Below are 25430 nucleotides of genomic sequence, written 5' to 3'. Positions count from 1 at the left end.
AGCCGATTCGTTTCTAAAAATACGGGACACCTTATTTAAAATAACGATTTGGGCTTAAAAAAATAAAGAGGCGTTTAGCCTCTTTAGTTTATCGAAGTTTGCTGAAAATTAGCTTAAGGCGACTGTTGCTCGCGCTTCGAATATTGAATTGAAGCGATAACCGCCCAAACAATGAACGCTACACCAATTAAACCTGTGACAACTTCAGGTACATGTACGCCAGTACCACTTGCAATCATAATGAATGCTAAAGCACCGATCGCATAATGCGCGCCATGTTCTAAGAACACGTAGGCATCTAGTGTGCCTTTTTCTACAAGGTAAACTGTCATTGAACGGACAAAAATAGCACCAATTGCAAGACCGAGCATAATCACGACAACATCGCTAGTAATGGCAAATGCACCAATTACACCATCAAAACTAAATGATGCATCTAACACTTCAAGATATAAGAAACCACCTAAACCGGCTTTTACAACACCAGAAGCGGCGCCTGATCCATCTTGTAATACAGCATTACCATTTTCATCAATTTCAGGTTCGCCGCCCAATAAATGACTGAGCACTTCAACGCCAATGTAAACCACAATGCCCCAAATACCGGCCATAGTTACAGCTAAACGTTGATGGTCATCGACATAACCTGCCATCACAATTAAGGCAATCAAAGCAAGAAATACAGACATTGCCGGTACGCTTGCCAAGCTTGCAAGTTTAGATTCAAGCCATCTAAACCAATGCGTTTCTTTTTCGTCATCAAAGAAAAAGTTTAAGAAAACCAGTAATAGGAATGTTCCACCAAAAGCCGAAATTTCAGCGTGATGTGCCATTAAACGTTCAGAGTAGGTTTTCGGATCATTAAGTGCCATTTTGGCTACTTCAACAACACCCATATCAGCAGTCACTGCAACAATCACGACTGGGAAAATCAGACGCATACCAAAAACGGCGATTAAAATACCTACCGTTAAAAAGATCATTTTCCAGAACGGGTCCCAATTACGGAGAACCGATGCATTCACGACCGCATTGTCAAAAGATAAAGAAACTTCCATCACAGCTAAAATCGCGGTAATGGTTAAAGCTTTAAGCATGGTTGACACGCCCGCTTCAGGTCCATGGGTAAAACCCCAGTAAGCGGATAGTGCTAAACACACCACCGTAAAAAATATCGAAAATCGGAAATGCTTCATGGATCAGACCTATACCAAGAACTAAATTTAATCTTTCTTAAAACCGCGGCTATTATATCGATAATTAACCACAAAACGATGTTGTTTTGTGCCGTTATTCACTTTACTTTATCTCACTGTTTAATAAAGAAATTTATAATATTTCATTAACTTATTAATCGTATTAAATATTTTCTTGCGATATATCTATCATTATTATTTTTGTATTTTAAAATTGATTTAAAATCGGGTTTAGCTGTCTTATTTTAAATGGAATGTTTTTATGCTTTTTTCTCAAGAACTCTGGCAACGTAATTTAAATTTATATCAAAAAATTCTCGACCTGCCTTTTAATCAGGAACTTGCTAACGGTACTTTAGATAAAGAAGCTTTTTGTCATTATGTTATTCAAGATGCTCAATATTTAGTGGCCTATGGCCGTGTGCTGGCTGTTGCAGCAGCTAAAGCTTTTGATGCTGACGATATTATGCAGTTTTCAGATGCAGCTAAAATTGCAATTGTGGTTGAACGTAGCTTGCATGATGACTTCATGAAAAACTTTGGTGTCACCAAAGAAGAATTTAAAAATACCCCATTGACCTTGGCAGGCCATCATTACACTTCATTTTTGACAGCAACTGCTTGGTCTGAAAGCTACCCTGTTGTACTTGCTGCACTTTTACCTTGCTTCTGGATTTATGCCGAAGTCGGTAAAGATATCGTGAGTAAGTCTGTCCCGAACAATCCTTATCAGGCATGGATTGATACCTACGCAGGTGAAGAATTCCATACCGCCGTTCGTAATGTGATTGCGACGGTAGATAAAGTTGCCGCACGTTGTGATGCAGATACTTTAGAGAAAATGCATGCAGCCTATACCATGGGTGCAAAACTTGAATGGCTATTTTGGGATAGTGCCTACCATCAAAGACAATGGTTAGGTTTAGATCAGATCTAAAATAAGATGAGTTCTGACCATTTAGTTCATTAAATGGTCAGTGTTTAATTTAACTTTGAAACAATTGCCAGCCGTAAATCAAACCTGCCGCAGCCACAACCCAGCATACCGTTGCGACTCCTAGACAAGACCACATCGACATACGCGTTGCCAGCACATAAACAGCAGCTAAATAAATAGCATAAGGAATCAGTGACCATAGACCAAATAAAGCCGTTTTCTGTAATGCTTCGGCTCCTTTTTGCTGAAAAACAATCACATGAGCAATTAAAGCGAAGGTAGGAAAAAGCGGGACTAAACCCGCAATATAAAATGCCTTACTTTTCGATAAAATCGAAATAATGAGGACAACTCCAGCCCCCAACATACACTTTAAAAATAACGCCCACATGCGCTGATCCTATCTTGTCATTTCCATTTCAAAACGCTGTATTTTGCGCTTTTTAAAGAAAATTAACAGCGACCAAAGCAATCAATGCCGGAACCACCTGAATATAAATAATCTTTTTACTGGCAGTTAGACCACCATAAATACCAGCAATCAGTACACAGCCTAAAAAGAAGTTGGCAATTGATGTTGCAAATGGTGCATCAGCCAATAAAGACCAAAATAAACCTACTGCTAAAAAGCCATTATAAAGACCCTGGTTCTGTGCCATGACTTTGGTGAGTTTTGCTTTTTCTGCATTATTTCCAAAGGCTTTCATGCCATAAGGTTTGTCCCACAAAAACATCTCTAACACTAAAATATAGACATGTAATATTGCGATAAGCGCAATCAATATTTGTCCGATCATACAATTTTCCTTTTTATTTTAAAGATATGAAAAAAGATCAGTCTCTCGACTGATCTTTTAGTGTTTTACGGCTTTAATAATACTTTGCCTTGACGAGCGCCTTGCGTTGCTCTTTGAGCCGCAGTTTTAATCTCATCAAAACTAAATACACCTTCTACAGGCAAGATTAATTTTTTCTGAGTCGCTAATGTTAATAGCTCAACAATCAGTTCCTTTTTACGAGCTGCTGGCATTTCTTTATTAACCACACTCGCCCAGAAACCTTTTACTGTCGCTTGTTTGAAAATTAGATCACCCGATGAAATCTGCATGGTTTCGCCAGTCATACTACCGAACGAAACGAGCAGGCTATTTTCACTGAGTAAATTCAGCATTTCACCACTTGCACTTCCACCAATCGAGTCCACACCGGCAATTAGAGGTTGGTCACCGTGAATCTGTTTAACTTGCTCTTTCCAGTTCGGCTGATCAGTTGCCACAACATGTTGAATACCTAATGCTTGCATCTCGGCAATTGCATCACTACGGCGAACCAGATTAATCACAGGTAAACCACGTGCCTGCGCAATCATGGCAACTGTTTTACCGACTGCACCATTCGCCGTGTTTTGAATGAGCCATTGACCCGGTTGAACGTTAACAAAGTCGAGTAGCATGAGTGCACTAATTGGCATACCAATCAGCTGCGCTGCTGTTTCATCATCAATTTCATTATTGAGTGGAATAATCCCTTGAGCAGGCGCAATAAAGTATTCAGCCCAACTGCCATGCACAGCCGCAACGGCAATACGTTGCCCTACCTGTACATGTTCAACACCTTCACCTAACGCATCTACAATACCAACTGCCTCACTGCCACCAATCGCAGGTAAGGTTGGTTTATAGCCATAACTACCGCGTACTGTCCATACATCATGATTATGGATCGGAGACATGATGGTTTTAATACGCACTTCGCCTGCTTTTGGTTCAGGCTTTGGCATATCCGCCTGCTCTAAAACGTCTACAGGTTCGCCAAAATTACGATGGATAATACTTCGCATGCTTTATTCCTCTATCGGTTTTAAGAGTTGTTGGGTGGTTTCTAAGGCTAGATGTAGATGTGCTTTGTCTTGCGACAATTTTGTGAGTAAAGCAGCGCCTAACCATAACTGATACATGACTTGCGCAGTTTTCAAAGGTTCAATATGTTTTGGAATTGATCCTTCTTGTTGCCCTTCTTTGAGTAGTAAAGCTAGACGCTGCGTTAATTTGTGCACACCGTCATTGAGAATTTGGCGCATATCTTCTGACAAGTCCGAAACTTCGGCTGCCAATTTCACAATCAAGCAGTTTTCAGCCCAACTACCGTTTACCGGATCATCAATCCACGCCTGCCATAAAGCCATTAAACGGGCATGGGCACTTTGCTCACTGTGCTGCCAAAGCTGTTCCATACGGACTTTATAATTGGCCATGTATTGCTCGAGCAACGCACAGCCAAACGCCTCTTTTGAAGCAAAGTAGTGATAGAACGAACCTTTAGGTACGTCACAAGCCTTTAAAATTTCTTGCAAACCAACACCGACAAAACCTTTATGTAGCACCAGTTCAAAACTGGTATCTAAAATGTGTTGTCGTGTGGTTTCGCTTTTATTTAATCGTTTCATGCATTCATCATAAACAACTATTAGACCAGTCGTCTAGTAAAATTATGTTGCTGGTTAAAATTTGCTTAGAGTAGAAATGTAGAATGAGGAATGTTAAAAATACAACCTGCTTAATTAAACAAATTTTGTCGTTTGTCGTTTAACCGTCACAATTTGTCGCTTTAAATCATTTTATACCACTTGAACAATTTTAAATCGTTATCATATATAGGGTCTGTTGTTTATAACCAGTCACACCTCCCTGCGGCTGATCACTCAACACCTAAATTTTCATCAATACACAATTGAGATGTTTTATGAGCCAAAGTCATATCCGTATTCGAGGCGCACGCACCCATAACTTAAAAAATGTGTCACTCGATATTCCACGCGACAAATTTGTGGTAATTACGGGGCTATCAGGTTCAGGAAAATCTTCTCTTGCCTTCGATACCCTGTACGCCGAAGGACAACGCCGTTACGTCGAATCACTTTCAGCGTATGCCCGTCAGTTTTTATCGCAAATGGAAAAACCTGAAGTTGACTCGATTGAAGGTTTATCACCAGCGATTGCCATTGAGCAAAAGTCTACTAGCCATAACCCACGTTCAACGGTTGGTACGATTACCGAAATTTACGACTATTTGCGTCTGCTTTATGCACGTGTCGGTACGCCTTATTGCCCTGAACACGACTTACCTATGGTTGCGCAAACTGTTTCTGAAATGGTCGATGCGGTAAAGAACCTTGAGGAAGGCACTGCACTCATGTTGCTTGCCCCTGTTGTTCGTGAGCGTAAAGGTGAATACAGCAACTTGTTCGAACAACTACAAGGTCAAGGTTTTGTTCGTGCGCGTGTTGATGGCGAAATCATTGATATTGATACACCACCAGAACTCGACAAAAAGAAAAAACATACCATTGAAGTCGTTGTTGACCGCTTTAAAGTACGTGATGACTTAGGCAACCGTATTGCTGAATCATTTGAAACTGCACTGCGTTTAGGTGGCGATATTGCAGTTTTATCATGGATGAATGGCGAACACCCAGATCGCGTTTTTTCTGCAAAACACTCATGCCCTGAATGTGATCGCGCAGTCGCAGAGCTTGAGCCACGTTTATTTTCATTTAACAACCCGTTTGGTGCGTGCCCTGTCTGTGATGGCTTAGGTACACGTAGCCATTTCAGTCCTGAAAAACTCATTCCTAACCCTGAGCTGGCAATTAGTGAAGGTGCTATTCGTGGTTGGGATCGTCAACGTCCTTATTACTATTCAATGCTGCAAAAAGTTGCCGACCATTTCGGTTTTCAACTGGATACACCTTGGAATCAGTTAGATAAAGACACGCAAAAGAAATTCTTACAAGGTACTGGCAAAGAAAAAATCGATTTAAGTTATATCGATGAACGCGGCCGTAAACATACACGCGTGCAACCTTTTGAAGGAATTTTGCCACACCTTGAACGTCGCTATCGTGAAACTGAAAGTAACTATGTACGTGATGATTTAGCACAATATTTGTCTAATGCAGCTTGTGATGCATGTGGTGGGTCACGTCTCAATGAAATTTCACGTCATGTTCGTGTAAAAGACAAAACGATTGCCGACATTACCCGCATGTCGATTGGAGATGCCGAAAGTTACTATCAAGGTATAAACCTTGAAGGTGCCAAAGGTGAAATTGCAGATAAAATCTTTAAAGAGATTCGTGAGCGTTTACATTTCTTGGTGAGTGTTGGCCTGAACTATTTAAGTCTGGCTCGTTCTGCCGAAACGCTATCGGGTGGTGAAGCCCAGCGTATCCGTCTAGCTTCGCAAATTGGTGCAGGTTTGATGGGTGTTATGTATGTACTCGATGAACCATCAATTGGTCTCCATCAACGTGATAATGACCGTTTATTACAAACGCTAATTCGCTTACGTGACTTAGGTAATACGGTATTAGTCGTTGAACATGATGAAGATGCAATCCGTGCAGCTGACCATATTATTGATATCGGCCCTGGTGCTGGCGTGCATGGTGGTGTTGTTATTGCTGAAGGTACGTATGATGAGCTGGCTAAACATGCCGACTCGCTCACAGGTCAATATCTTTCAGGCAAACTCAAAATTGAAGTGCCAAAACAGCGAACTCAACCACCTAAACCTGAAGAAAAAATTAAACTTTCAGGTGCAGCGGGTCATAACTTAAAAAATGTCGATTTAACCATCCCACTTGGCATTATGACTTGTGTCACGGGTGTTTCAGGTTCAGGTAAGTCAACACTGATTAACCGTACGTTACTCCCACTGGCTGCAACACAGCTCAACGGTGCAACAACCTTAACCGCTGAAAAATTTGATTCAATTGATGGTCTTCAACATTTAGATAAAGTCGTTGATATTGACCAAAGCCCAATCGGCCGTACACCGCGCTCTAATCCAGCGACTTATACGGGTCTATTTACGCCAATTCGTGAATTATTTGCTCAAACACCAGAAGCGAAAGCTCGTGGTTATAGTGCGGGTCGCTTCTCGTTTAACGTAAAAGGCGGACGCTGCGAAGCGTGTGAAGGCGACGGTATGATTAAAGTCGCAATGCATTTCTTACCAGACATGTATGTACCTTGCGATGCTTGTCATGGCAAACGCTATAACCGTGAAACACTTGAAGTCGGCTATAAAGGCAAAAACATTTCTGATGTTTTAGAAATGACGGTTGAAGATGCTGCTGAGTTCTTTAGTGCTATTCCAGTTATTCACCGTCGTTTAGAAACCTTAACTCAGGTAGGTCTAGGCTATATTCGTTTAGGTCAGGCGGCTACTACTTTATCTGGTGGTGAAGCACAGCGTGTCAAACTGGCTCGTGAGTTAGCGAAACGTGATACGGGTAAAACGCTTTATATCTTGGACGAACCAACAACAGGTTTGCATTTCCACGATATTGCCAAGTTACTCGATATTTTGCATGAGCTACGCAACAAGGGTAATACCATTGTGGTAATTGAACATAACCTTGATGTCATTAAAACAGCAGACTGGGTTGTCGACTTAGGCCCTGAAGGTGGTTCGGGCGGTGGTATGATCATTGCCGAAGGTACACCTGAACAAGTGGCTGAGGTTGAAATTTCCCATACGGGTCGTTTCTTGAAACCGATGTTGAAACAATAAAACAAAAAGCCGGAATTTATTTTCCGGCTTTTTTTATCCCTCTACTACATTTCGTCCCCGAGCTTTAGCTCTTAAGAGTGAACGATCAGCGTTCTCTAATAACTCCATCCAGCTTGTCGCTCCAATCGCAAACCCAATACTGACCGATACATGCAATTTTTCTTGTGTACCAGATAGATCAATTTCCTCTAAAGAAATCGCAATACGAATTTTTTCGGCCAAGAGACGTGCATCTAAAAACTGCACTTGTTCTAACAAAATTAAAAACTCATCACCACCATAACGAACAATTAAATCAGAAGCCCGTACATTTGCTTTTAATTGATCTGCGATACGCCGAATCACTTGGTCACCCACAATATGACCATATTGATCATTCACGTGTTTAAAGCGATCAATATCAATAATCATCAAACAAGTTTGAGAAAATTTTTGAGGGTAACTCTCAACAATTTTTAAATACTCAGATAAAGCCAAACGATTGGATACACCCGTTAATGGATCTGTATTAGCAATATTTTTAAGCTGGAATTCAAAAGCATCTCGCTGTTTGAGCATCCTTTGTAAACGATCAATAGCTTCGAACAACGAAATAAATTCGCCTTTTTTAGGTTTCAACTCATCTATTGGGTAATCTGTGCTATGAGATAAATCAAGAATTAAGGTACGGGCCTGAATAAGAGGCTCAAACACCCTTCTCTTTGCATAAATTAGTGTAAGTAACGCTGCTGCTAAGGATATGCTTGAAATGAGCAAAGTAAGGAAAAACTTCTTTTTTGCCAAATAGTTTTCTTGAGATGCAATCAAGACGCTTTTATTAAGTAAAAACTTTTGCAAATCAATAACCGTGGTAAATTTATCAACGATTTGGTCTGTCAGTTCTGTTCCATTTAAATGATAGGCTTGGTGCTTTTGGCTTTCATCTAAAAGCTGACCCACAATAGGTACGCCTTTATCTAAAAATTCAGTTTTAACCCTTGAGTAAAGGCTATGATATTCCGGAGTTTTAGCTTGCTCTGACTGTAGTGTGTCTACAAGTGCCCATAAGTAGCGTGCTTGCTGCTGAGTCTGCAAAGACCGCGCCCGATTATCATTAGGTATGGTTTCTTTAAAAGTCACAGGTGCAATAACATTAGATGCGGTACGACCAGCTTGATCCCGCATATCGGTCAACACCACAATCAAAGTAAAGTAATTGTTAATTTGGCTATCTTTACTTTTTAACTGTAGCATCAAATTTTGTAAAACTTCTCGGCAGCTATCCCAAGCTCCAAACATAGCCAAAATTGCATTATCGAATTGTATAGAGCTTCTCGCTTGTTCAGGAGTTGCAACATAATAGTCAACTACAGCGCGAGCTTGTTTTAAATCATCTCTAAATTTAGTATCTAAAGTATTTGCTAAATCGGTATAACCTTCTTCTTTTAAAATATGAATAGTTTCATTAAGTTGGCGATCAACAGAGAGGCGATATTCTTTTAAGTTTTTTTGATTTTTTAAAAAGTCGGCAGCGTTACTCGACATTAATTTATTTGCGGGCGCACGTTCTTTAGAGACTTTATTTGCAACTTCAGCAATTGATCTTAAGCTTTTAATTTCAACCAAAGCCTGTTTAGTTTTTAAGTACTCTTGATAACTGCTGACAATAAGCGGAACCGCCATAAACAGTAAGGACAAAATAATGACCAACATGAAGAAAAACAGTCGATTACTGATATGTTCTGAACGTAATCCTGACATTTCTAGCTGGTACTCCGTAAATGTCCTACCATGATCACTACTATAGAATGAAGTAATTAATCCGCATCCTAGCACTTTACTGCACAGAAGTTCAGCAACAAAGTTCGATTAACGCAATATACGCTTTCATCTTTTCTATTTCTTAAAAATTTGATCGAAAGAGCAAATGATGGCTATAGCAAAACTCCATTTTACAGATGATGTAAATTTCGCAATCCTATAATTAGCTTCTTTTTCCTCTTGGATGTTTCTCCCAGCATCCTAAACCCAGCCCTCAGCTGGGTTCTTTTTTATACACACTCAATAGAAGAAATTTCATGTATTTTTTTTAATAAATATTAATGTTTTCTTATAGATAAAAAAAAGCTCAACCTTGGGGAAAGCTGAGCTCGTAAAGTCTGATGTGATAACACATCGTATCTGGGAAAGCACTTCCAACTCTAAAAATGTTAGATAGTGAACTTTGCAATTGAATTGTGTGACTTATCTCTAATTTTGTAAAGTTGATTAAATTGATCAGAATTAATTTTTTAATCGTTTTTTTAGTTTAAAAACATATTTTCTTTGCTTTATTCAATTATATAATAATTCAAAATAGATAGATTATTTAGATGAACTTATCAAAATAGTGTTAACTATTACTCAAAATACAGCAAAATTGAAAAAAGAATAATGTTTGAGTGGCTATTTATTAAACAAGTCGACAAATAAATTAACGATAAAACCGATTAATAAAATCGCTTTTTTCAATTGTAAATGTAATTATTTTTAAACTATTTAGTGTCAATTCCCTATGAAACTTAAGGTTTAGACTCTTGTTAATGTTCATTTTTTTAGCAGGTTGACATAATACACTTCAATTGTTGTTTTTTTAACCATTTTTAACATAAGTGTCAAATTTCCTTAACATTACGTTTCATCTATTATTGACTTCATAAATTGTTACAATACAATGACCCCAGCTTTATCTCTTGTTAATGCTGGAAATGATTATGAAAAAACTTGGTTTAGCCACTGCTGTATTATTAGCCATGACCGGTGCTCATGCTTATCAATTTGAAGTTCAAGGTCAATCTGAATATGTTGACACAACTGCAAATGATAAAAACTTCACTGGTGACGTTGCTGGTACATTCTATTTGAAAAATGTTGATACAGCTAAGGGTCCTTTAGCTGAAGCAGCTTTCTTAAACCAAGCTTCTAGCGTGTCTTTAGGTTATAGCTATCAACAATATGACCAAAACAACGTAAACTACCACATTGGTACATACGGTGTTAAAGGTGAGGCATACGTTCCAACTCCTTACCTTCCTGTATATGCTAGCGCAACTTACAACCACACTGATGTTGATGGTAAAAACAACTTCTCTAAAGATGACAACGGTGACCGTTATGCATTAGAAGTTGGTGCTATGTTGTTACCTAACTTCTTAATGACTGTTGGTTATACAAGTGTTGCTAACCAATTCGCTTTAGATAACTTCGGTATCATCGGTAACGGTATCTACTCTGCTGTTAACCAAACTGCTGCTATCCAAAACGACCAAGATGCTGTTACAGCACGTGCTAAATATGTTGGTCCAATCGATGGAACTAACATGGCAATCGGTTTTGAAGCTGCTGGTGCATTCGGTCAAGAAAACCAATACGGTTTAAAAACTGACCTTTACTTGACTCCTAAGTTAAGTGTTGGCGCTACTTTCGTGGGTAACGATGGCGAAGCTGACATCAAAGGTAATGACCTTGGTGAATTCCGCCAAGCTTGGGGTGGTAACGTAAACTACTTCATCACTCCTGCTTTAGCAGTTGGTGCATCTTACATGAAAGCTGACGTTAAAAAGTCTAGCTACGATACACAAACTATCGGCTTAAATGCTAAATTCCGTTTCTAATTTAATTTAGAAATTGAATTAAAAAAAAGGACTCAATTGAGTCCTTTTTTTATGGCTATTAACTGCGTACGATATTTAAGAAATGTAAATGACGTTCGTACTGATCAATAATATCCTGAATCAAATCTTCCTGAGTCCAGTCCATTACATCATAGTTTTGTCCGCCTTCTCTCAAAAATACCTCAGCTTGAAAATATTGACCGTCTTCTGCTTCTGTACGACCAATTAAAAAACTTGGAGGTACTGTTTCACGTGAAACAACTTTATAAATAAAATTAATTTCATGATGATGATCGACTCGAAGCTGCATACCATCTTCCACTTCACTAATCGACACCTCAAGATGACGGCGTCTAAACTCATGCTGAATATTTTCAAAAGCACGTGAAACCTGCTTTTCAATATATTGCTTCACCTCTTCTTCACTATGAGGATAATGCATGATTAAACCAAGGCGCTGCTGCCAGCTTCTAGGGTTATGAATGGCGCGTGGTGTAATGCGAGCTTCTTGAATTGCTATCATTTTAGTGACATCAAGATGCAAGGCTTTTATTAAGCCCCAACTCATTAGCAGCATGACTACGGTAAAAGGCAACGCACTCATAATGATTGAAGACTGAAGCGCCGCAAGACCGCCCACCAAGAGTAAAATAATAGCCAACACCGCCATAAGCACTGTCCAGAACAGGCGCTGCCAAGTAGGTGAATTTTCTGTTTTTGCTGTTAAGTAGTCAGTAACCAATGCCCCTGAGTCAGCAGAAGTCACAAAGAATAAAACCACCAAAATAGTCGCCAGAATATTCATGACACCTGACCATGGCAAGTGTCCTAAAAACTCAAATAGAGCAACTGACGAGTCTTGCTGAACAGCCTGAATCAAAGTGGTTTGATGTTCATGGATAATGCTAAATAACGCAGCATTTCCTAAAAAGCCCATCCAGATAATGGTAAAGCCTGTTGGAATGAGGAGTACCCCGACAATAAATTCTCGAATGGTACGACCACGTGAAACCCTTGCGATAAACATACCTACAAATGGCGACCAAGAAATCCACCAAGCCCAATATAAAATCGTCCATCCCCCAATCCATCCATTCGGCTGATAAGCATATAAATTGAATGTCATGGTAAAAAGGTTAGAGATATACTGCCCAGTGTTTTGAATAGTGGTCTGAAGTAAATAAATACTAGGGCCAGCGATAAAAACGAATACTAATAATATTAAAGCTAATACTAAGTTTAGCTCTGATAAACGTTTGACCCCTTTATCTAGTCCTAAGAACACAGATAATGAAGCGAGAATACTCACAAAAATAATGAGTAAAACCTGAGTAGTGGTGCTTTGCTCAATACCAAATAGATAATGTAAACCAGAGTTAATTTGGGTAACACCAAACCCAAGAGAAGTCGCTACACCAAATACCGTACCAATGGTCGCAAATATATCGATGCTGTCGCCCCACGGTCCATAAATCTTTTTACCAATTAGTGGATACAGTGCTGAACGGGTTTTTAGCGGTAAATTATGCCGATAAGCAAAATAAGCTAATGCTAAACCAACCACGGCGTAAATTGCCCATGCATGTAAGCCCCAGTGGAAAAAGGTTACACGTAAAGCTTGTTGTGCTGCCTCAATTGTCTGTGGCTCACCACTTGGTGGGTTGACATAGTGCATGACAGGTTCAGCCACACCAAAGAACATTAAGCCAATACCCATACCCGCAGTAAACAACATGGCAAACCATGATCCGTTACTATATTCGGGCTGGCTATGGTCAGGACCTAATTTAATACGTCCAATCGCAGAACAGGCAATATAAATGAGTAGGATAAGAAAGAAGGCAACCGATAAGACATAGAACCAACTAAAAGAATCAGTGATCCACTGTTTTAACTGTTGCGTGAGAAGTTCAAAAGAACTCGGAGCGATCACAACAACTGCTAAGAACAAAGCAATAATAATGACCGTACCCAAAAAGACATTGGGATTAACATTTGCGAACCAACTCGCTTGTTTGGAAGGCATAAATCCTCCATGTTATTTTAATGAAAATGACAGGCTTAAAGCCAATAAAGACATTCAGGAATGAACAAAGTTATATCTTTCAATAGAGAAAGCCGATAATACTTTAAATAAACTTAAATAATATTGCAGTTACAAAGGTGTAAATAAATTAAAACACCTCCTTCTTTATTTATCAGAATTCTTTTTAGGCGTGTGCTTGATATATTGTAAAGCGATTAAACGCGTGACTATTAGGGCCAAATACATCACTCCACAAAACATCTGTAACATCGCTAAAACACGTGCTGGTGGACTAAGGGGCATTAAGTCAGACAGTCCCGTAGCGGACTGCAAACTAAAGCTTAAAAACAGTAAATCTAACCAAGTTTGTAAGTGATGGATGTGGTTTGGATTTTGAAAGCTATTAGGAATGAGTAACTGACAAATGTTATATAAAAATGCAAATCCCCAAGCCAGCAAGGTAAAAACTGCGGCAGCTGCAAACAACTCATCGCGGGTTAAATATCGGTCGGCAAACATATAGCGAAATAAACCATAAGCAGCCGAAAAGTAAGCTAAGGCTTCACAGCTATGGGCAAAAATCTGGATGGTTAAATTGCTATAGCCCAATAAAATAAAGACCGAAGCTATAATTGCCCCACTGACAAATGCGAGTCCCAGAAAAGTGAACATGGGTGTTTGGCGAATAACTTTAGCAATAATGAGTAATGCAAGTACCCCTAGCGCCCAAGTTAAGGTCCTGTAAGCCTCATTATCAAAAGTCAGCATAGCCAGAATAAGTAAAATGAATTGCACCAACAGCAGCCATGCAGAAGGCAACAATCGAAAGCTCGACCAGAATTCAATGATAGATCGCATTTAATTATTTTCCATTTTTTCATTATGTTTTGGATTATAGAAAATCATACTGTACAAAAAATAGGATAAACAAGTTGTTCTTTATTAAGGAGCTTCTTTCAATACACTTAATGAGATAAATAAAAAAAGCCCCGTAGGGCTTTTTTGAGATGTTCAATATATTTTGATTAGTGATCTGATGCGCCAGAAGCACCAATACCTGTCATTGAACGAACATATTGAGCGTCGAAAGAAGCGCGTTCTTTTTTCGCACGTGCTGAGCTGTCAGTTACCGAGAAGAACCAGCAGCAAAGGAACGACAAAGGCATTGCAAATAATGCAGGACCATTGAACGGGTTAATTGGTGTATCAGAGATTTTTAAAGTATCTACCCATACTGCTTTAGACAGAATAATGAGTACAACCGCTGTTACAAGACCAACTACGCCACCAATGACCGCACCACGAGTTGTTAAACCTTTCCAGAACATTGAAAGAACAAGAATTGGGAAGTTTGCACAACACGCTACAGAGAATGCTAAACCTACCATGAATGCTACGTTTTGCTTTTCAAACAAAATACCTAAAATCATGGCAAAGATTGCTAAACCAAGCGTCGCGATTTTTGACATGCGAAGCTCTGAAGCTGGCGTGGTTTGACCTTTTTTAAATACGTTAGCGTATAAATCGTGTGAGATCGCAGATGCACCTGAAAGTGTTAAACCAGCAACAACTGCAAGAATCGTTGCGAACGCTACTGCTGAAATGAAGCCCATGAATAAGTCACCGCCTAAAGCGTCACTTAAATGCACGGCTGCCATATTGTTACCACCAACAAGCTCAAGTTTGCCGGTCATTGCCATTTTCGCAACATCAAGGAATTGCGGGTTGTTTGATACGAAAAGGATCGCACCGAAACCAATAATGAAAGTTAAAAGATAGAAGTAACCAATAAAACCTGTTGCAACGACAACCGATTTACGCGCTTCTTTTGCGTCTTTTACCGTGAAGAAACGCATAAGAATGTGTGGAAGACCTGCTGTACCAAACATGAGTGCCAAGCCAAGAGATAAGGCATCAATCGGGTTTGCGGCAAGTTTACCTGGTCCCATAATTTTTGCAGCATCTTCAAAGCTTACATCATGAACTTTACTGAACACTTCAATTGATTGGGTGAACATGTTACTAAAGCTGAAACCAACCGCTTTCATCACCATAAAGGCCATGAACGTTGCACCACTTAATAACATCACTGCTTTAATGATTTGTACCCATGTGGTTGCTAGCATTCCGCCGAAAATAACGTATGCCATCATGAGTAAGCCGACAATCACAACTGCAATGTTATAGTTCAAACCAAATAATAGTTTGATGAGCTGACCTGCCCCTACCATTTGTGCAATCAAATAGAACGCGACTACAACAAGCGAGCTGAAAGCAGCTAAAGTACGAACTGGTTTTTCTTCAAGACGGAATGACACTACGTCTGAAAGGTTATATTTACCAAGGTTACGTAAGCGTTCTGCCACCAAGAATAAAACGATTGGCCAACCGACCATGAACCCGAGTGAATAGAGCAAGCCGTCAAAACCTGAGCTAAACACCATTGCAGAAATACCAAGGAATGACGCTGCTGACATATAGTCACCCGCAATCGCCAAACCGTTTTGGAAACCACTGATCCCACCACCAGCAGTATAGAAGTCTTGCGCCGATTGAGTTTGTTTAGCCGCCCATTTGGTAATAAACAAGGTAAAGCCAACAAAGATGATAAACATGATAATGGCATGCCAGTTGGTGGCTTGCTGTTCTGCTTCACCTAAGTCCGGGCTTGCCATAGCAACAGTTGAATATAGCGATGCTGCTGCCAATAAGGCTTTCGCTTTTAATGAATTCCATTTCATATTAGTGTAGTCCTTTCTCATGCGTGATGGCTTCAACTTCCTTCAACGCTTCTTCACTCAATTGGTCAAGGGTATTATTTGCGATATAGGAATACACACCACAAAGTAGGAAAGATAAAACAATAATTCCTAAACCTAGCGGGATCCCCCATGTCGTTACACCACCACTAAAGGAACTCATCAAAAATTCTTTGTTGTAGCCCACAAGTAGCATAAAGCCCACATAAAGCACTAACATGATGATTGTGAGCGTCCAGCTTAATGCACTTTTTTTCTTGACCATTTTTTGAAACTTTGGATTACGTAGAATCTGTTCTACTTGGCTTTGATCCATAACCAAACTCCTTACATAGTGCCCAACCTTGGTCACTTTTTTTTAATGTATTTTTTCATTATTAAAGTTAGCAAGATTCCAGCTCAGTCGTAACTTAGACTTTGGTCGTTAAAATTTAATCAATTTATAGCTTTGTTTCGGCTTGGGTTATGATAGGCATAAGGTTTCACTTATGTAGGTCATATGAACAGCTGGCTGATTATTGGGGTGCTCACTCTTTATATTGCGCTTTTATTTGTCTGTGCTTTTTTTGGTGAGAAGCATGCCAGTCGTCTTAGCACGCGTGGCCGTATGTTTTTATTTAGCTTAACTTTAGGTGTCTATTGTTCCTCTTGGACATTCTATGGCGCAACTGGGGCTGCCGTACGTGAAGGCGTTATCTTCTTACCTATTTATTTAGGTCCACTGTTATTTGTCTGGTTTGGTTATGATATCTGGCGGCGTCTAGGTCGAGTTCGTCAGCATCATGCGATTTCGTCAATCGCTGACTTTGTCGCGGCACGCTATGGTAAAAGTGGTGTACTCGCATCGTTGGTGACTATTCTTGCCGTTATTGCAATTATCCCCTACCTCGCGTTACAGCTGCGTGCGATTGCTTTAAGTACCTCGGTCATTATGGAGCAAAGCTCGCATATTCATACGACGACCAACAGCGTGTTATTGCTCACCAGTGTGCTTGCAATTTTAGCCATGATTTTTGGTACAAGGCAGATTGCAAACACGGAACAGCACGGCGGCCTCATGCTTGCGGTTGCATTTGAATCATTTGTGAAGTTATTTGCCTTACTTTGTGTCGCTTTATTTTTTATTTTTGAATCACCGGCCAACCTGAGCCAAATGACCTCTGATGTAAACCAGACTTTTCAGGAAGTTCAGCTCTTTGGTGTACCCGAAACTTTCTGGATTCAAACATTATTGGCAGGTTTAGCCATTATTTGCTTACCACGTCAGTTCCACGTGGCTGTGGTCGAACTCCGCGATGAGAAGCATATTCGCGGTGCCCGTAAATGGTTCGCGGTTTATCTCATTTTAACTATTCTTGCCATTATTCCGATTGCAAGCTGGGCTTTACATGCCGCACCGAAGTTTCTGACCGTGCCTGATGTGGCTGTGCTGTCATTGCCTTTAAGTTATAACCAAGAGTGGCTGGCATTACTGGCCTTTTTAGGCGGGTTCTCTGCATCAACAGGTATGTTACTGGTGTCATCAGTAGCATTGTCTATTATGCTCAGTAACGACTTGATTATGCCTGCTCTATGGCGATTTAAGTTGCTGTCACGTCACGATAAGCATTTACCTAAAGTTCTTAAATTTAGCCGCCGTATCAGTATTGTTGCAGTGATGCTACTTGGCTTTTTATTCTTCCATTTCTTTAATGACATTAACCAACTTTCAGTTTTCGGCTTATTGGCCTTTAGTGCTGTAGCACAGTTTGCACCTGCACTGATTGGTGGTTTGTATTGGCGTGGCGGAAGCCGTCAAGGCGTCTATGCAGGACTTATTATTGGATTTTTAATGTGGAGTTATACATTACTATTTCCAACTATTTTGCGTAGCTTGCCTGAAGCCTATCAGGAAACTGCTCAAAGTATTTTACTTTTCGGTCCTTTCGGCATTAATGCCCTACGCCCGGAATCTTTATTTGGTTTTGAGTCATTTGCACCTTTAACTCACGGTGTTATTTGGTCACTCGGTTTAAATATTGTTTTATATATCTGGATTTCAAAAATTTATCGGCCAAGCGTCGCTGAACAAATTCAGGCAGAAAGCTTCTTTTATTATGAAACAAAGCCTTTACCATCACCGCACACATCTACTGATTTAACCTATCTTCCGCATGATGCGGCCCGCTTAAAAGTGGGTGATTTATTTGCCCTAGCCAAAAGAATTACGGGTGAGCAACCCACTACGCAAGCGTTCGAAAATTTTTGTGAGCAAAATCACCTCACCCTCAACCCAAATAGTATTGCCAATGGCATGTGGTGGCGTTTTACCGAGCAATATCTGGCCGGTATTATCGGTGCCGCTTCTGCACGTACATTGCTCACAACAGCAATGATTAATAACGGTCTTGCTTTAGGGCAAGTGGCTAATATTTTAGACCAAGCATCGCAGTGGCAACGTTTTAATCAGAACCTTCTTATGACCATGATTGACCACATGACCCAAGGGGTAAGCGTGGTTGATAAAAATATGTGTTTGGTCGCATGGAACAACCAATATTTAAAACTGTTTGGTTACCCTAAAGACCTCGTTTATGTAGGCTGCCCAATTGCCGACCTCATTCGTTATAACGCCGAACGCGGTGAATGTGGCCCCGGTTCAGTTGAAGAACATGTGCGTAAACGTCTTCACTGGATGAAAGTGGGAAGTGCTCACGAATTTGAACGTATTCGTAAAGATGGCCGTGTAATTCAAATGCGAGGAAATCCAATCGCAGGTGGAGGCTTTGTAACGACATTTGCAGATATTACGGCCTTCCGTGCGAACGAAGCCGTGCTTGAAGCCCGCGTAAAAGATAGAACACAACAGCTTGCCGATGCCTTAACTGAACAACAGCTTGCACGTGAACAAGCTGATATGGCCAATATGTCAAAAAGTCGATTTATTGCCGCGGCAAGTCACGATCTATTACAGCCTATGCATGCTGCTCGTCTGTTTAGTACTGTTCTTGAGCAAAGTATTTCAACCGAAGAAGACCGCCAGACCCTACAACAGCTTGACCGAGCACTCTATGGTGCAGAAAGTATGCTCTCTGCCCTACTCGATATTGCACGTTTGGAAGGCGGTACCATACAGCCAAAGAGACAACCTTATCCGTTGCATGATTTGCTCAGTGATCTTGAGTTGCAGTTTAAATCGATCGCTGCTCAGCGAAATATCTCACTGAAAGTCCACGATGTGTCTTTCTGGATCGATACCGACCCGCAGTGGATTCGTCGTATTATTCAGAACTTTGTCAGTAATGCTTTGCGTTATACCGCCAAAGGTCGAGTGGTGGTGGGTGTACTCCGCTCTGCGCAGCAGTCTGGACATATTCGAATTGGGGTTTGGGATACTGGACCTGGTATTGCCGAAGAACAACGGATTAAGCTATTCCAAGAGTTTGAGCGCTGTGGGCATTTATCACCTTGGGGTGAACAAGGTTTAGGGCTAGGACTTGCCATCGTACAACGTATGACAGGTTTGCTAAATTACCCTGTTCATGTTTACTCAGAGTTGGGCAAAGGCTCATGCTTTATGATTGAAGTACCTATTGTCGAGCCACCAAAAGTTGCAACACCAGCTGTACAAGCCGTACCTTTAAAAACTAAAGCCTACCGTATTTTGTGCCTAGACAATGATGAAACTATTCTTGAAGGAATGAGTAGTTTATTAGGACGATGGGGTTATCAAGTTTTCAAAGCGACTGAACCTGAACAGGCGCTAGAAATTATTCAAAAAGAGAATATTCAGGTTTGGCTCATTGACCAGCACTTAAACCACAATCAACTTGGCGTTGATTTTATTACTCAAAATCGTCAAGAAGATGTTCCTGTTGCCTTAATTACAGCGGACTCGCACCCTGAATTACCGCAGCAATTAAAAGAACTGAATATTGTTTTACTCAAAAAACCGTTAAAACCTGCTTCATTAAGAGCATGGTTATCTGGGCTTAAAATTGCCAGCACGACAGACTAATCATTTATCGCTTCCCAACCTTTAATAAGTTTGGGGAGCGGTTCTTGGCAAAAATGTTTGACTGAATTTAAGCCAATAGGCAGAACTGCTCAAAAAGTCTACTTTTACCCAGTAAATCATTGACCAAAATTTCCAATGCCTTTTTTTCTATGGCAAAGCCCACCTTTTTTGTAAGTGAACACTTGTATACTTAGTTACAATTTAATAAATCATTGTTTTTATAATAGATTATTTACAAAAAATCATCTTATACGACTTTAGTCGTATTCTACTTGCATTCTTCATGACACATAAATATTCAAAACGAATTTTTAAATTGTATAACGAATTATCAAATCGATTTCCAATCTATATAGCTTCACTGCTCTAGAATGAATGCAAAGGATAACTGCCATGAATATTTCTGATAACACCCCACAAGGGCAACTCTCGTCTCAACAATTTTATCGTCAATACAGTGCCAATGCCTTACTTCCTGAGTTAGATTGGCAAAGTATTTTTCCGCATAGCAAGCTGAGCGAAGCACATATCAAAGCACTCAATACTATTTATCAGTGTGCTGTACCTCTCGCACTTAATGTATTTCATGATCTAAATTTTGATGTATTTGCGCCTGCTGCCTATCATCCGCAAGGCTTAGGTTTATTTGATAAATTAGCCCAACAAGAAGAGAACTTCTTAAAAGTTCTTACTGCTGAAAGTGAAAACCTTGACCATGAGACACGCCATCAAATCTGGAGTATGCTTTTACGCGGTGGCGCTGTTCTGGTTTTCAAGGCTTGGCTTGGTCATGTCAAACTCGGAGAAAACCTGTTAGATATGACTCAGTTCGATGAGCTTTCTGACTTGCTGTTTATTAAGACACCTCCACATCAACTTGCTGAACGTTTGCATGTAGATGAAAAAGCAAAACTTGACCATATCTTCTTAATGTATGGCAATGATATTTTCCTTGACCGGTTCAATAGCCTAGAAACCGCAGCTCTCTTTGTTGATTTAGGTGTTTATGATGCGGCGTTCTTAAGCTTGCGTGATGACCGTGTAGCTGAATATTTAAAAAGCAAGGGCTATGTGACCCAAGAACAAATTGATGATTTGCAATGTGCTCTTAACCCACTGTACTGCGATAGCCTAACACCTAAGCAAGATTGCCTTGCCTAAGTGGAACATATAAAAAAGACCTCAATTGAGGTCTTTTTTATTTTAGATTTTTTTATCTTCAATATTTAATGCACTAATTGCCAATACAGCCTGTGTACGATTTTGTACGCCTAGTTTTCTAAAAATAGCCGTTACGTGCGCTTTGATGGTAGCCTCTGAAACATCGAGTTCATAAGCAATTTGTTTATTTAATAAACCTTCTGCAACCATCATCAAAACACGGAATTGTTGAGGCGTTAACGACTGAATACGTTCAGCCAAAGCAGTTTCATCTGCCGCTCTCGGATCAAGATTAATATTTGATGGCAAGTTTGGCGGTAACCAGATTTCCCCATCTAACACTTGACGGATTGCTTCGCCAATATGACTTGGATGAGCCGATTTAGGAATATAACCCATTGCACCATGCGCAATTGCACGTTGAATAATTGACGCTTCTTCGTGTGCAGAAACCACAATAATAGGAATAGATGGATATTGTGCTCTTACATAGACCAGAGCCGAAAAGCCTGAAGCACCCGGTAAGTTTAAATCGAGTAATACCAGATCAGGTTCTGCCCCATTTTCCAAACGCTCATAAAACTCATCAACCGAAGCTGTTTCATGAATTTGTGCCTGCGGCAGGCTATAACGTACTGCTTGAATCAAAGCATGACGAAACAAAGGATGATCATCAACGATTAAAATATTCATAAGCGATTAAAGTAATCTTGAGCATAAGTATGGCCTATTGTAACCCTACTATTTAGATGAAAGATATGCTCATCTTATCCATTTTTATGCAAAATGTTGTTAAATACAGACCTTTGCTTCGATTTTCAGATGTTTTTTACCTTTTAATCAAAATTAATCTGTTTTTTATATAAGCTTTATTTTTATTCTAAAAAATATATCATCAATAATTATATAAAATAAAAACAGTTATTTAACTCGCTATTAAATAATAAAAATCAACTATTCGGGTTTTATATTTAAAACTGATAAGGTTGACCAATTTCGTTATTTTACAGTTCGCCAGCATTGTTGATTAATAAGTCCAATCTTCTTTTTTAGGCTTAGGAACCAAATCATGACTGGTATCACATCATCAAAACCCTTAAATATTGTTGCTGTTTCTGGTGGTTTGAATACGCCATCTAAAACCGAAAGTCTGGTTCAGGCCATTCTTGATGAGTTATCTGAAGCAATTGATATTAAAGTTCACTTTATTAAATTGAGTGAAATCGGGCCCTTATTAGGCGGCGCATTTTATCGCAACCAGCTTCCACAGCGCGTACAAGATGACCTTGCAGCGGTTGAAGCAGCAGATGCCTTAATTGTTGGTACGCCTGTTTACCGTGCTTCTTTTACAGGCCTTTTCAAACACTTTTTTGACTTCGTTGAACAAACTGCATTAGTAGATGTACCTGTACTTTTAGCTGCATCAGGTGGTAGTGATCGTCATGCACTCGTACTAGAGCATCAGCTTCGCCCATTGTTTAGCTTCTTTCAGGCGCAAACTTTACCAATTGGCGTATACGCAACAGATCGCGACTTTACTCCTGAATATACGGTGAAAAGTGAACAGTTATCTGACCGTATTACGCTAGCCGTAGCGCGTGCATTGCCAATTTTAGAATGGGCACCAGCGAAAGGTAAACGTGCTGAAGTGGTTAAACCTAAATCTCAGCAAGCGAATCAAGAGCTCGGTATTAATAAGCAAATTGAGCAAGAAGAAGTATTGCCTTCAGCAGCTGTACCAAATCTCGATGCAGCAGAATCTCGTTTGCATCATAAGTCCGGTAAATCATTAACGCATGTTGCCTAAGCGCAATATAGCTAAATAAAAATAACGAATGGGGAGAGAGCACCATGACGCAATTACAACAACCAATTAAATTTGCTTATTGGGTACCAAATGTAAGCGGTGGCCTTGTCGTAAGTAACATCGAACAGCGTACAGACTGGAGTTATGACTACAATGTTCGACTTGCACAGGCAGCCGAAAACAATGGTTTTGAATATGCGCTCACCCAAATTCGTTTTACGGCAGGGTACGGGGCAGAAAACCAGCATGAATCTGTGAGTTTCAGTCATGCATTACTTGCAAAAACTGAGAAACTTAAAGTGATTGCGGCTATTCTGCCCGGCCCTTGGAAACCGGCACTTGCAGCTAAACAACTCGCAACGATTGATTATCTAACTCAAGGTCGTATTGCCATTAATGTGGTAAGTGGCTGGTTCAGAGGTGAGTTTGATGCTATTGGCGAAGAATGGCCTGAGCATGATGAGCGTTATGTTCGCTCTGAAGAGTTTATTCGCACGCTAAAAGGAATCTGGACCACCGATAACTATAGTTTCGATGGTAAGTATTACCAATTCCAGAACTACACACTTAAGCCAAAACCTCTGCAAAAACCACATATTGAAGTCTTTCAAGGTGGTAGTTCACGTGCCGCACGTGACATGGCCTCTCGAGTGTCTGACTGGTATTTCACCAATGGTAATACTGTAGAAGAAATTCAAAAACAGATCGAAGATATTCGTACTAAAGCAAAAGCCAATAACCATCAAGTTAAAATTGGGGTGAACGCTTTCATTATTGCTCGAGATACCGAAGAAGAAGCTAAAGCAGTACTTCAAGAAATTATTGATAAAGCCAACACTGAAGCAGTCAACGCGTTTGGCGATGCAACTCGTGAAGCGGGTGCGGCCTCACCAGAACAAGAAGGCAACTGGGCAAAATCAACTTTTGAAGATTTAGTTCAATATAACGATGGCTTTAAAACCAATTTAATTGGTACACCTCAGCAAATTGCAGAGCGTATTGTGGCGCTTAAAAATGTAGGTGTCGACTTGGTTCTTTCAGGTTTCTTACACTTTATTGAAGAGGTGGAATACTTTGGTGAAAAAGTTCTGCCGCTCATTCGTCAGTTAGAACTACAACAGGAAAAGGAGGTAGAAATTCAAGCTAAATCAGCCTAAAACCTCCAGTTAAAACAGCGCAAGACAATAAAAACAATAAATAAAAATAAAGACATATTGGCTCCAAGACTCGGCTTGGAGCTTTTATTTTTTTTTAAGCTTTCTCTACTTCTCGAATGACAGTTTCAACTGAGTAACGACACCATTTTGAGAGGACTTCAATAAAAGCATTGAGTTCTGCTGGTTCGAAATGACTAACAATCATATAACAAGCATTACCCATAACTTTAAAGCACTCATCGATTTGTTCATATTGCTTCACTAAATTTTCAATTTCTTCAAAGGAGCGTTGTTCATTTAAATGCAAATGAATAAATTGTTTATGCCTGTATTGCACAGCAATGGTGTAATTTTTAATAACGCCTGCATCCATTAACTGAGCAATTCGCGCTCCTACTGCCTGTCCTGTCCGATGAACACGCTGCCCAATTTCTTTATTTGTTAAGCGAGAATCTTGCTTAAGCAATGCAATAATTTTTAGATCAATAGGGTCTAATTCAATATTCATTTTTCATAACGAAAGAAAACTGGCGATAATGCTTTCATAGGACTATAGCCGATTTTGCGGGCAGAGAATAACCTTGTTTTATCTTATACCAACAAGAGTATTCTCATGAAACAAGCACTATTAGTTATCGATGTACAAAATGATTATTTTAAAAATGGCAAAATGGAATTGGTTGGACCAGATCAAGCGCTCGATAAAATAAAACAGCTCGAGCAATATTTTAATGAAAAAGATTTACCGATTATTTATGTGCAACATATTAACCCGCCACAAGCCAGCTTCTTTCAAGAAAATACTGAAGGTGTGTTACTTCATCCAGAACTCAGTGCTGGCAGTAATTCATTAATCGTGACAAAGCATTATCCAAACAGTTTTTTAGAAACCAATTTAAAAGAACTTTTAAAAGCACATCAAATTGAACAACTCGTGATCACAGGCATGATGACACATATTTGTATTGATTCTGGCACACGTGCAGCCAAAGAGTTAGGTTATCAACCCATCTTAATTGGAGATGCCACTGCGACCCGTGATTTAAGCCATAACGGAAAAACTGTTAAGGCCGAAGATGTACAAACTGCTTTTTTAGCTGCTCTTGGTATGTTTGCGAGCGTACAAAATACTGCTGACTTTCTAGCAAAATCTTAAACAGGCTTAATAAAAAAGCCCCTAT

The 25430-nt window shown here is 39.8% G+C and carries 20 protein-coding genes; 8 read left to right on the top strand and 12 right to left on the bottom strand.

Annotated features, from left to right (window positions below; translation table 11 throughout):
* Nucleotides 1-113: 113 nt before the first annotated feature.
* Nucleotides 114-1196 (bottom strand): DUF475 domain-containing protein, encoded by a 1083-nt coding sequence (locus G9371_RS07340; RefSeq protein ID WP_000680213.1) that lies wholly within the window; start codon nt 1194-1196, stop codon nt 114-116.
* A 262-nt stretch (nt 1197-1458) separates the two neighbouring features.
* Here G9371_RS07340 and tenA point away from each other — a divergent pair, with 262 nt between their 5' ends.
* Nucleotides 1459-2133 carry a thiaminase II gene (gene tenA / locus G9371_RS07335; RefSeq protein WP_000899418.1) on the top strand — a complete coding sequence of 225 codons (675 nt, stop codon included), beginning with the start codon at nt 1459-1461 and terminating at the stop codon, nt 2131-2133.
* 49 nt (nt 2134-2182) lie between these two features.
* On the opposite strand, the gene G9371_RS07330 is transcribed toward tenA, so the two are convergent.
* The 4 genes from G9371_RS07330 to G9371_RS07315 form a co-directional block, all read right to left on the bottom strand.
* Nucleotides 2183-2524, bottom strand: a complete 342-nt coding sequence (locus G9371_RS07330; protein WP_029424088.1) for a GlpM family protein — start codon at nt 2522-2524, stop codon at nt 2183-2185.
* Nucleotides 2525-2576: 52 nt separating this feature from the next.
* Entirely contained in the window at nt 2577-2930 is a 354-nt protein-coding gene (locus G9371_RS07325; protein ID WP_029424087.1) for a DUF1304 domain-containing protein, read from the bottom strand.
* Nucleotides 2931-2995: 65 nt separating this feature from the next.
* On the bottom strand, nt 2996-3973 hold the full coding sequence (locus G9371_RS07320) for a zinc-binding dehydrogenase (protein ID WP_001256576.1): 978 nt from the start codon (nt 3971-3973) through the stop codon (nt 2996-2998).
* 3 nt (nt 3974-3976) lie between these two features.
* Nucleotides 3977-4579, bottom strand: a complete 603-nt coding sequence (locus G9371_RS07315) for a TetR/AcrR family transcriptional regulator (RefSeq protein WP_000826323.1) — start codon at nt 4577-4579, stop codon at nt 3977-3979.
* Between the two features lie 296 nt (nt 4580-4875).
* Between G9371_RS07315 and uvrA the strand changes: the two genes are divergently transcribed.
* Nucleotides 4876-7710, top strand: coding sequence for an excinuclease ABC subunit UvrA (gene uvrA / locus G9371_RS07310; RefSeq protein ID WP_000083355.1), 2835 nt, complete (start codon nt 4876-4878; stop codon nt 7708-7710).
* A 33-nt stretch (nt 7711-7743) separates the two neighbouring features.
* Here uvrA and G9371_RS07305 read toward each other — a convergent pair whose 3' ends face one another.
* Nucleotides 7744-9450 carry a GGDEF domain-containing protein gene (locus tag G9371_RS07305; RefSeq protein ID WP_029424086.1) on the bottom strand — a complete coding sequence of 569 codons (1707 nt, stop codon included), beginning with the start codon at nt 9448-9450 and terminating at the stop codon, nt 7744-7746.
* Nucleotides 9451-10442: 992 nt separating this feature from the next.
* Here G9371_RS07305 and omp33-36 point away from each other — a divergent pair.
* Nucleotides 10443-11342 (top strand): porin Omp33-36, encoded by a 900-nt coding sequence (omp33-36, locus tag G9371_RS07300; RefSeq protein ID WP_000733005.1) that lies wholly within the window; start codon nt 10443-10445, stop codon nt 11340-11342.
* Between the two features lie 58 nt (nt 11343-11400).
* Here the strand turns inward: omp33-36 and G9371_RS07295 are convergent, their stop codons facing one another.
* The 4 genes from G9371_RS07295 to G9371_RS07280 form a co-directional block, all read right to left on the bottom strand.
* A complete protein-coding gene (locus G9371_RS07295; protein WP_001139472.1) occupies nt 11401-13368 on the bottom strand; it encodes a BCCT family transporter in 1968 nt (655 codons plus the stop codon).
* A 165-nt stretch (nt 13369-13533) separates the two neighbouring features.
* Entirely contained in the window at nt 13534-14226 is a 693-nt protein-coding gene (locus tag G9371_RS07290) for an ion channel (RefSeq protein WP_001256565.1), read from the bottom strand.
* Nucleotides 14227-14393: 167 nt separating this feature from the next.
* Nucleotides 14394-16109 carry a cation acetate symporter gene (locus tag G9371_RS07285; protein WP_000871885.1) on the bottom strand — a complete coding sequence of 572 codons (1716 nt, stop codon included), beginning with the start codon at nt 16107-16109 and terminating at the stop codon, nt 14394-14396.
* Between the two features lies 1 nt (nt 16110).
* Nucleotides 16111-16443 carry a DUF485 domain-containing protein gene (locus G9371_RS07280; RefSeq protein ID WP_000372818.1) on the bottom strand — a complete coding sequence of 111 codons (333 nt, stop codon included), beginning with the start codon at nt 16441-16443 and terminating at the stop codon, nt 16111-16113.
* Between the two features lie 183 nt (nt 16444-16626).
* Here G9371_RS07280 and G9371_RS07275 point away from each other — a divergent pair, with 183 nt between their 5' ends.
* Together G9371_RS07275 and G9371_RS07270 are read left to right on the top strand one after the other, a co-directional pair.
* On the top strand, nt 16627-20124 hold the full coding sequence (locus tag G9371_RS07275; RefSeq protein WP_001089744.1) for a PAS domain-containing hybrid sensor histidine kinase/response regulator: 3498 nt from the start codon (nt 16627-16629) through the stop codon (nt 20122-20124).
* 393 nt (nt 20125-20517) lie between these two features.
* Entirely contained in the window at nt 20518-21285 is a 768-nt protein-coding gene (locus tag G9371_RS07270; RefSeq protein ID WP_001026732.1) for a hypothetical protein, read from the top strand.
* A 42-nt stretch (nt 21286-21327) separates the two neighbouring features.
* Here the strand turns inward: G9371_RS07270 and G9371_RS07265 are convergent, their stop codons facing one another.
* On the bottom strand, nt 21328-21978 hold the full coding sequence (locus G9371_RS07265) for a response regulator (protein ID WP_001023261.1): 651 nt from the start codon (nt 21976-21978) through the stop codon (nt 21328-21330).
* Between the two features lie 376 nt (nt 21979-22354).
* Here G9371_RS07265 and msuE point away from each other — a divergent pair, with 376 nt between their 5' ends.
* Together msuE and sfnG are read left to right on the top strand one after the other, a co-directional pair.
* Nucleotides 22355-23092 carry an FMN reductase gene (gene msuE, locus G9371_RS07260; protein ID WP_000145860.1) on the top strand — a complete coding sequence of 246 codons (738 nt, stop codon included), beginning with the start codon at nt 22355-22357 and terminating at the stop codon, nt 23090-23092.
* A gap of 44 nt (nt 23093-23136) precedes the next feature.
* Nucleotides 23137-24249, top strand: a complete 1113-nt coding sequence (gene sfnG, locus G9371_RS07255; protein ID WP_029424085.1) for a dimethylsulfone monooxygenase SfnG — start codon at nt 23137-23139, stop codon at nt 24247-24249.
* Nucleotides 24250-24343: 94 nt separating this feature from the next.
* Here the strand turns inward: sfnG and G9371_RS07250 are convergent, their stop codons facing one another.
* The gene (locus tag G9371_RS07250) at nt 24344-24757 is read right to left on the bottom strand and encodes an Lrp/AsnC family transcriptional regulator (RefSeq protein ID WP_001019415.1); all 414 of its coding nucleotides are present in this window, start codon (nt 24755-24757) and stop codon (nt 24344-24346) included.
* 105 nt (nt 24758-24862) lie between these two features.
* Between G9371_RS07250 and G9371_RS07245 the strand changes: the two genes are divergently transcribed.
* On the top strand, nt 24863-25405 hold the full coding sequence (locus tag G9371_RS07245; RefSeq protein ID WP_029424084.1) for a cysteine hydrolase family protein: 543 nt from the start codon (nt 24863-24865) through the stop codon (nt 25403-25405).
* Nucleotides 25406-25430: the final 25 nt, after the last annotated feature.

Origin of the sequence: Acinetobacter sp. EKM10A (assembly GCF_011075215.1) — a bacterium.
In the GTDB taxonomy this organism is placed as follows: Bacteria; Pseudomonadota; Gammaproteobacteria; order Pseudomonadales; family Moraxellaceae; genus Acinetobacter; species Acinetobacter baumannii.
Note: the sequence above shows the minus strand (reverse complement) of the source record. Positions and strands in the feature narration are given on the sequence as shown.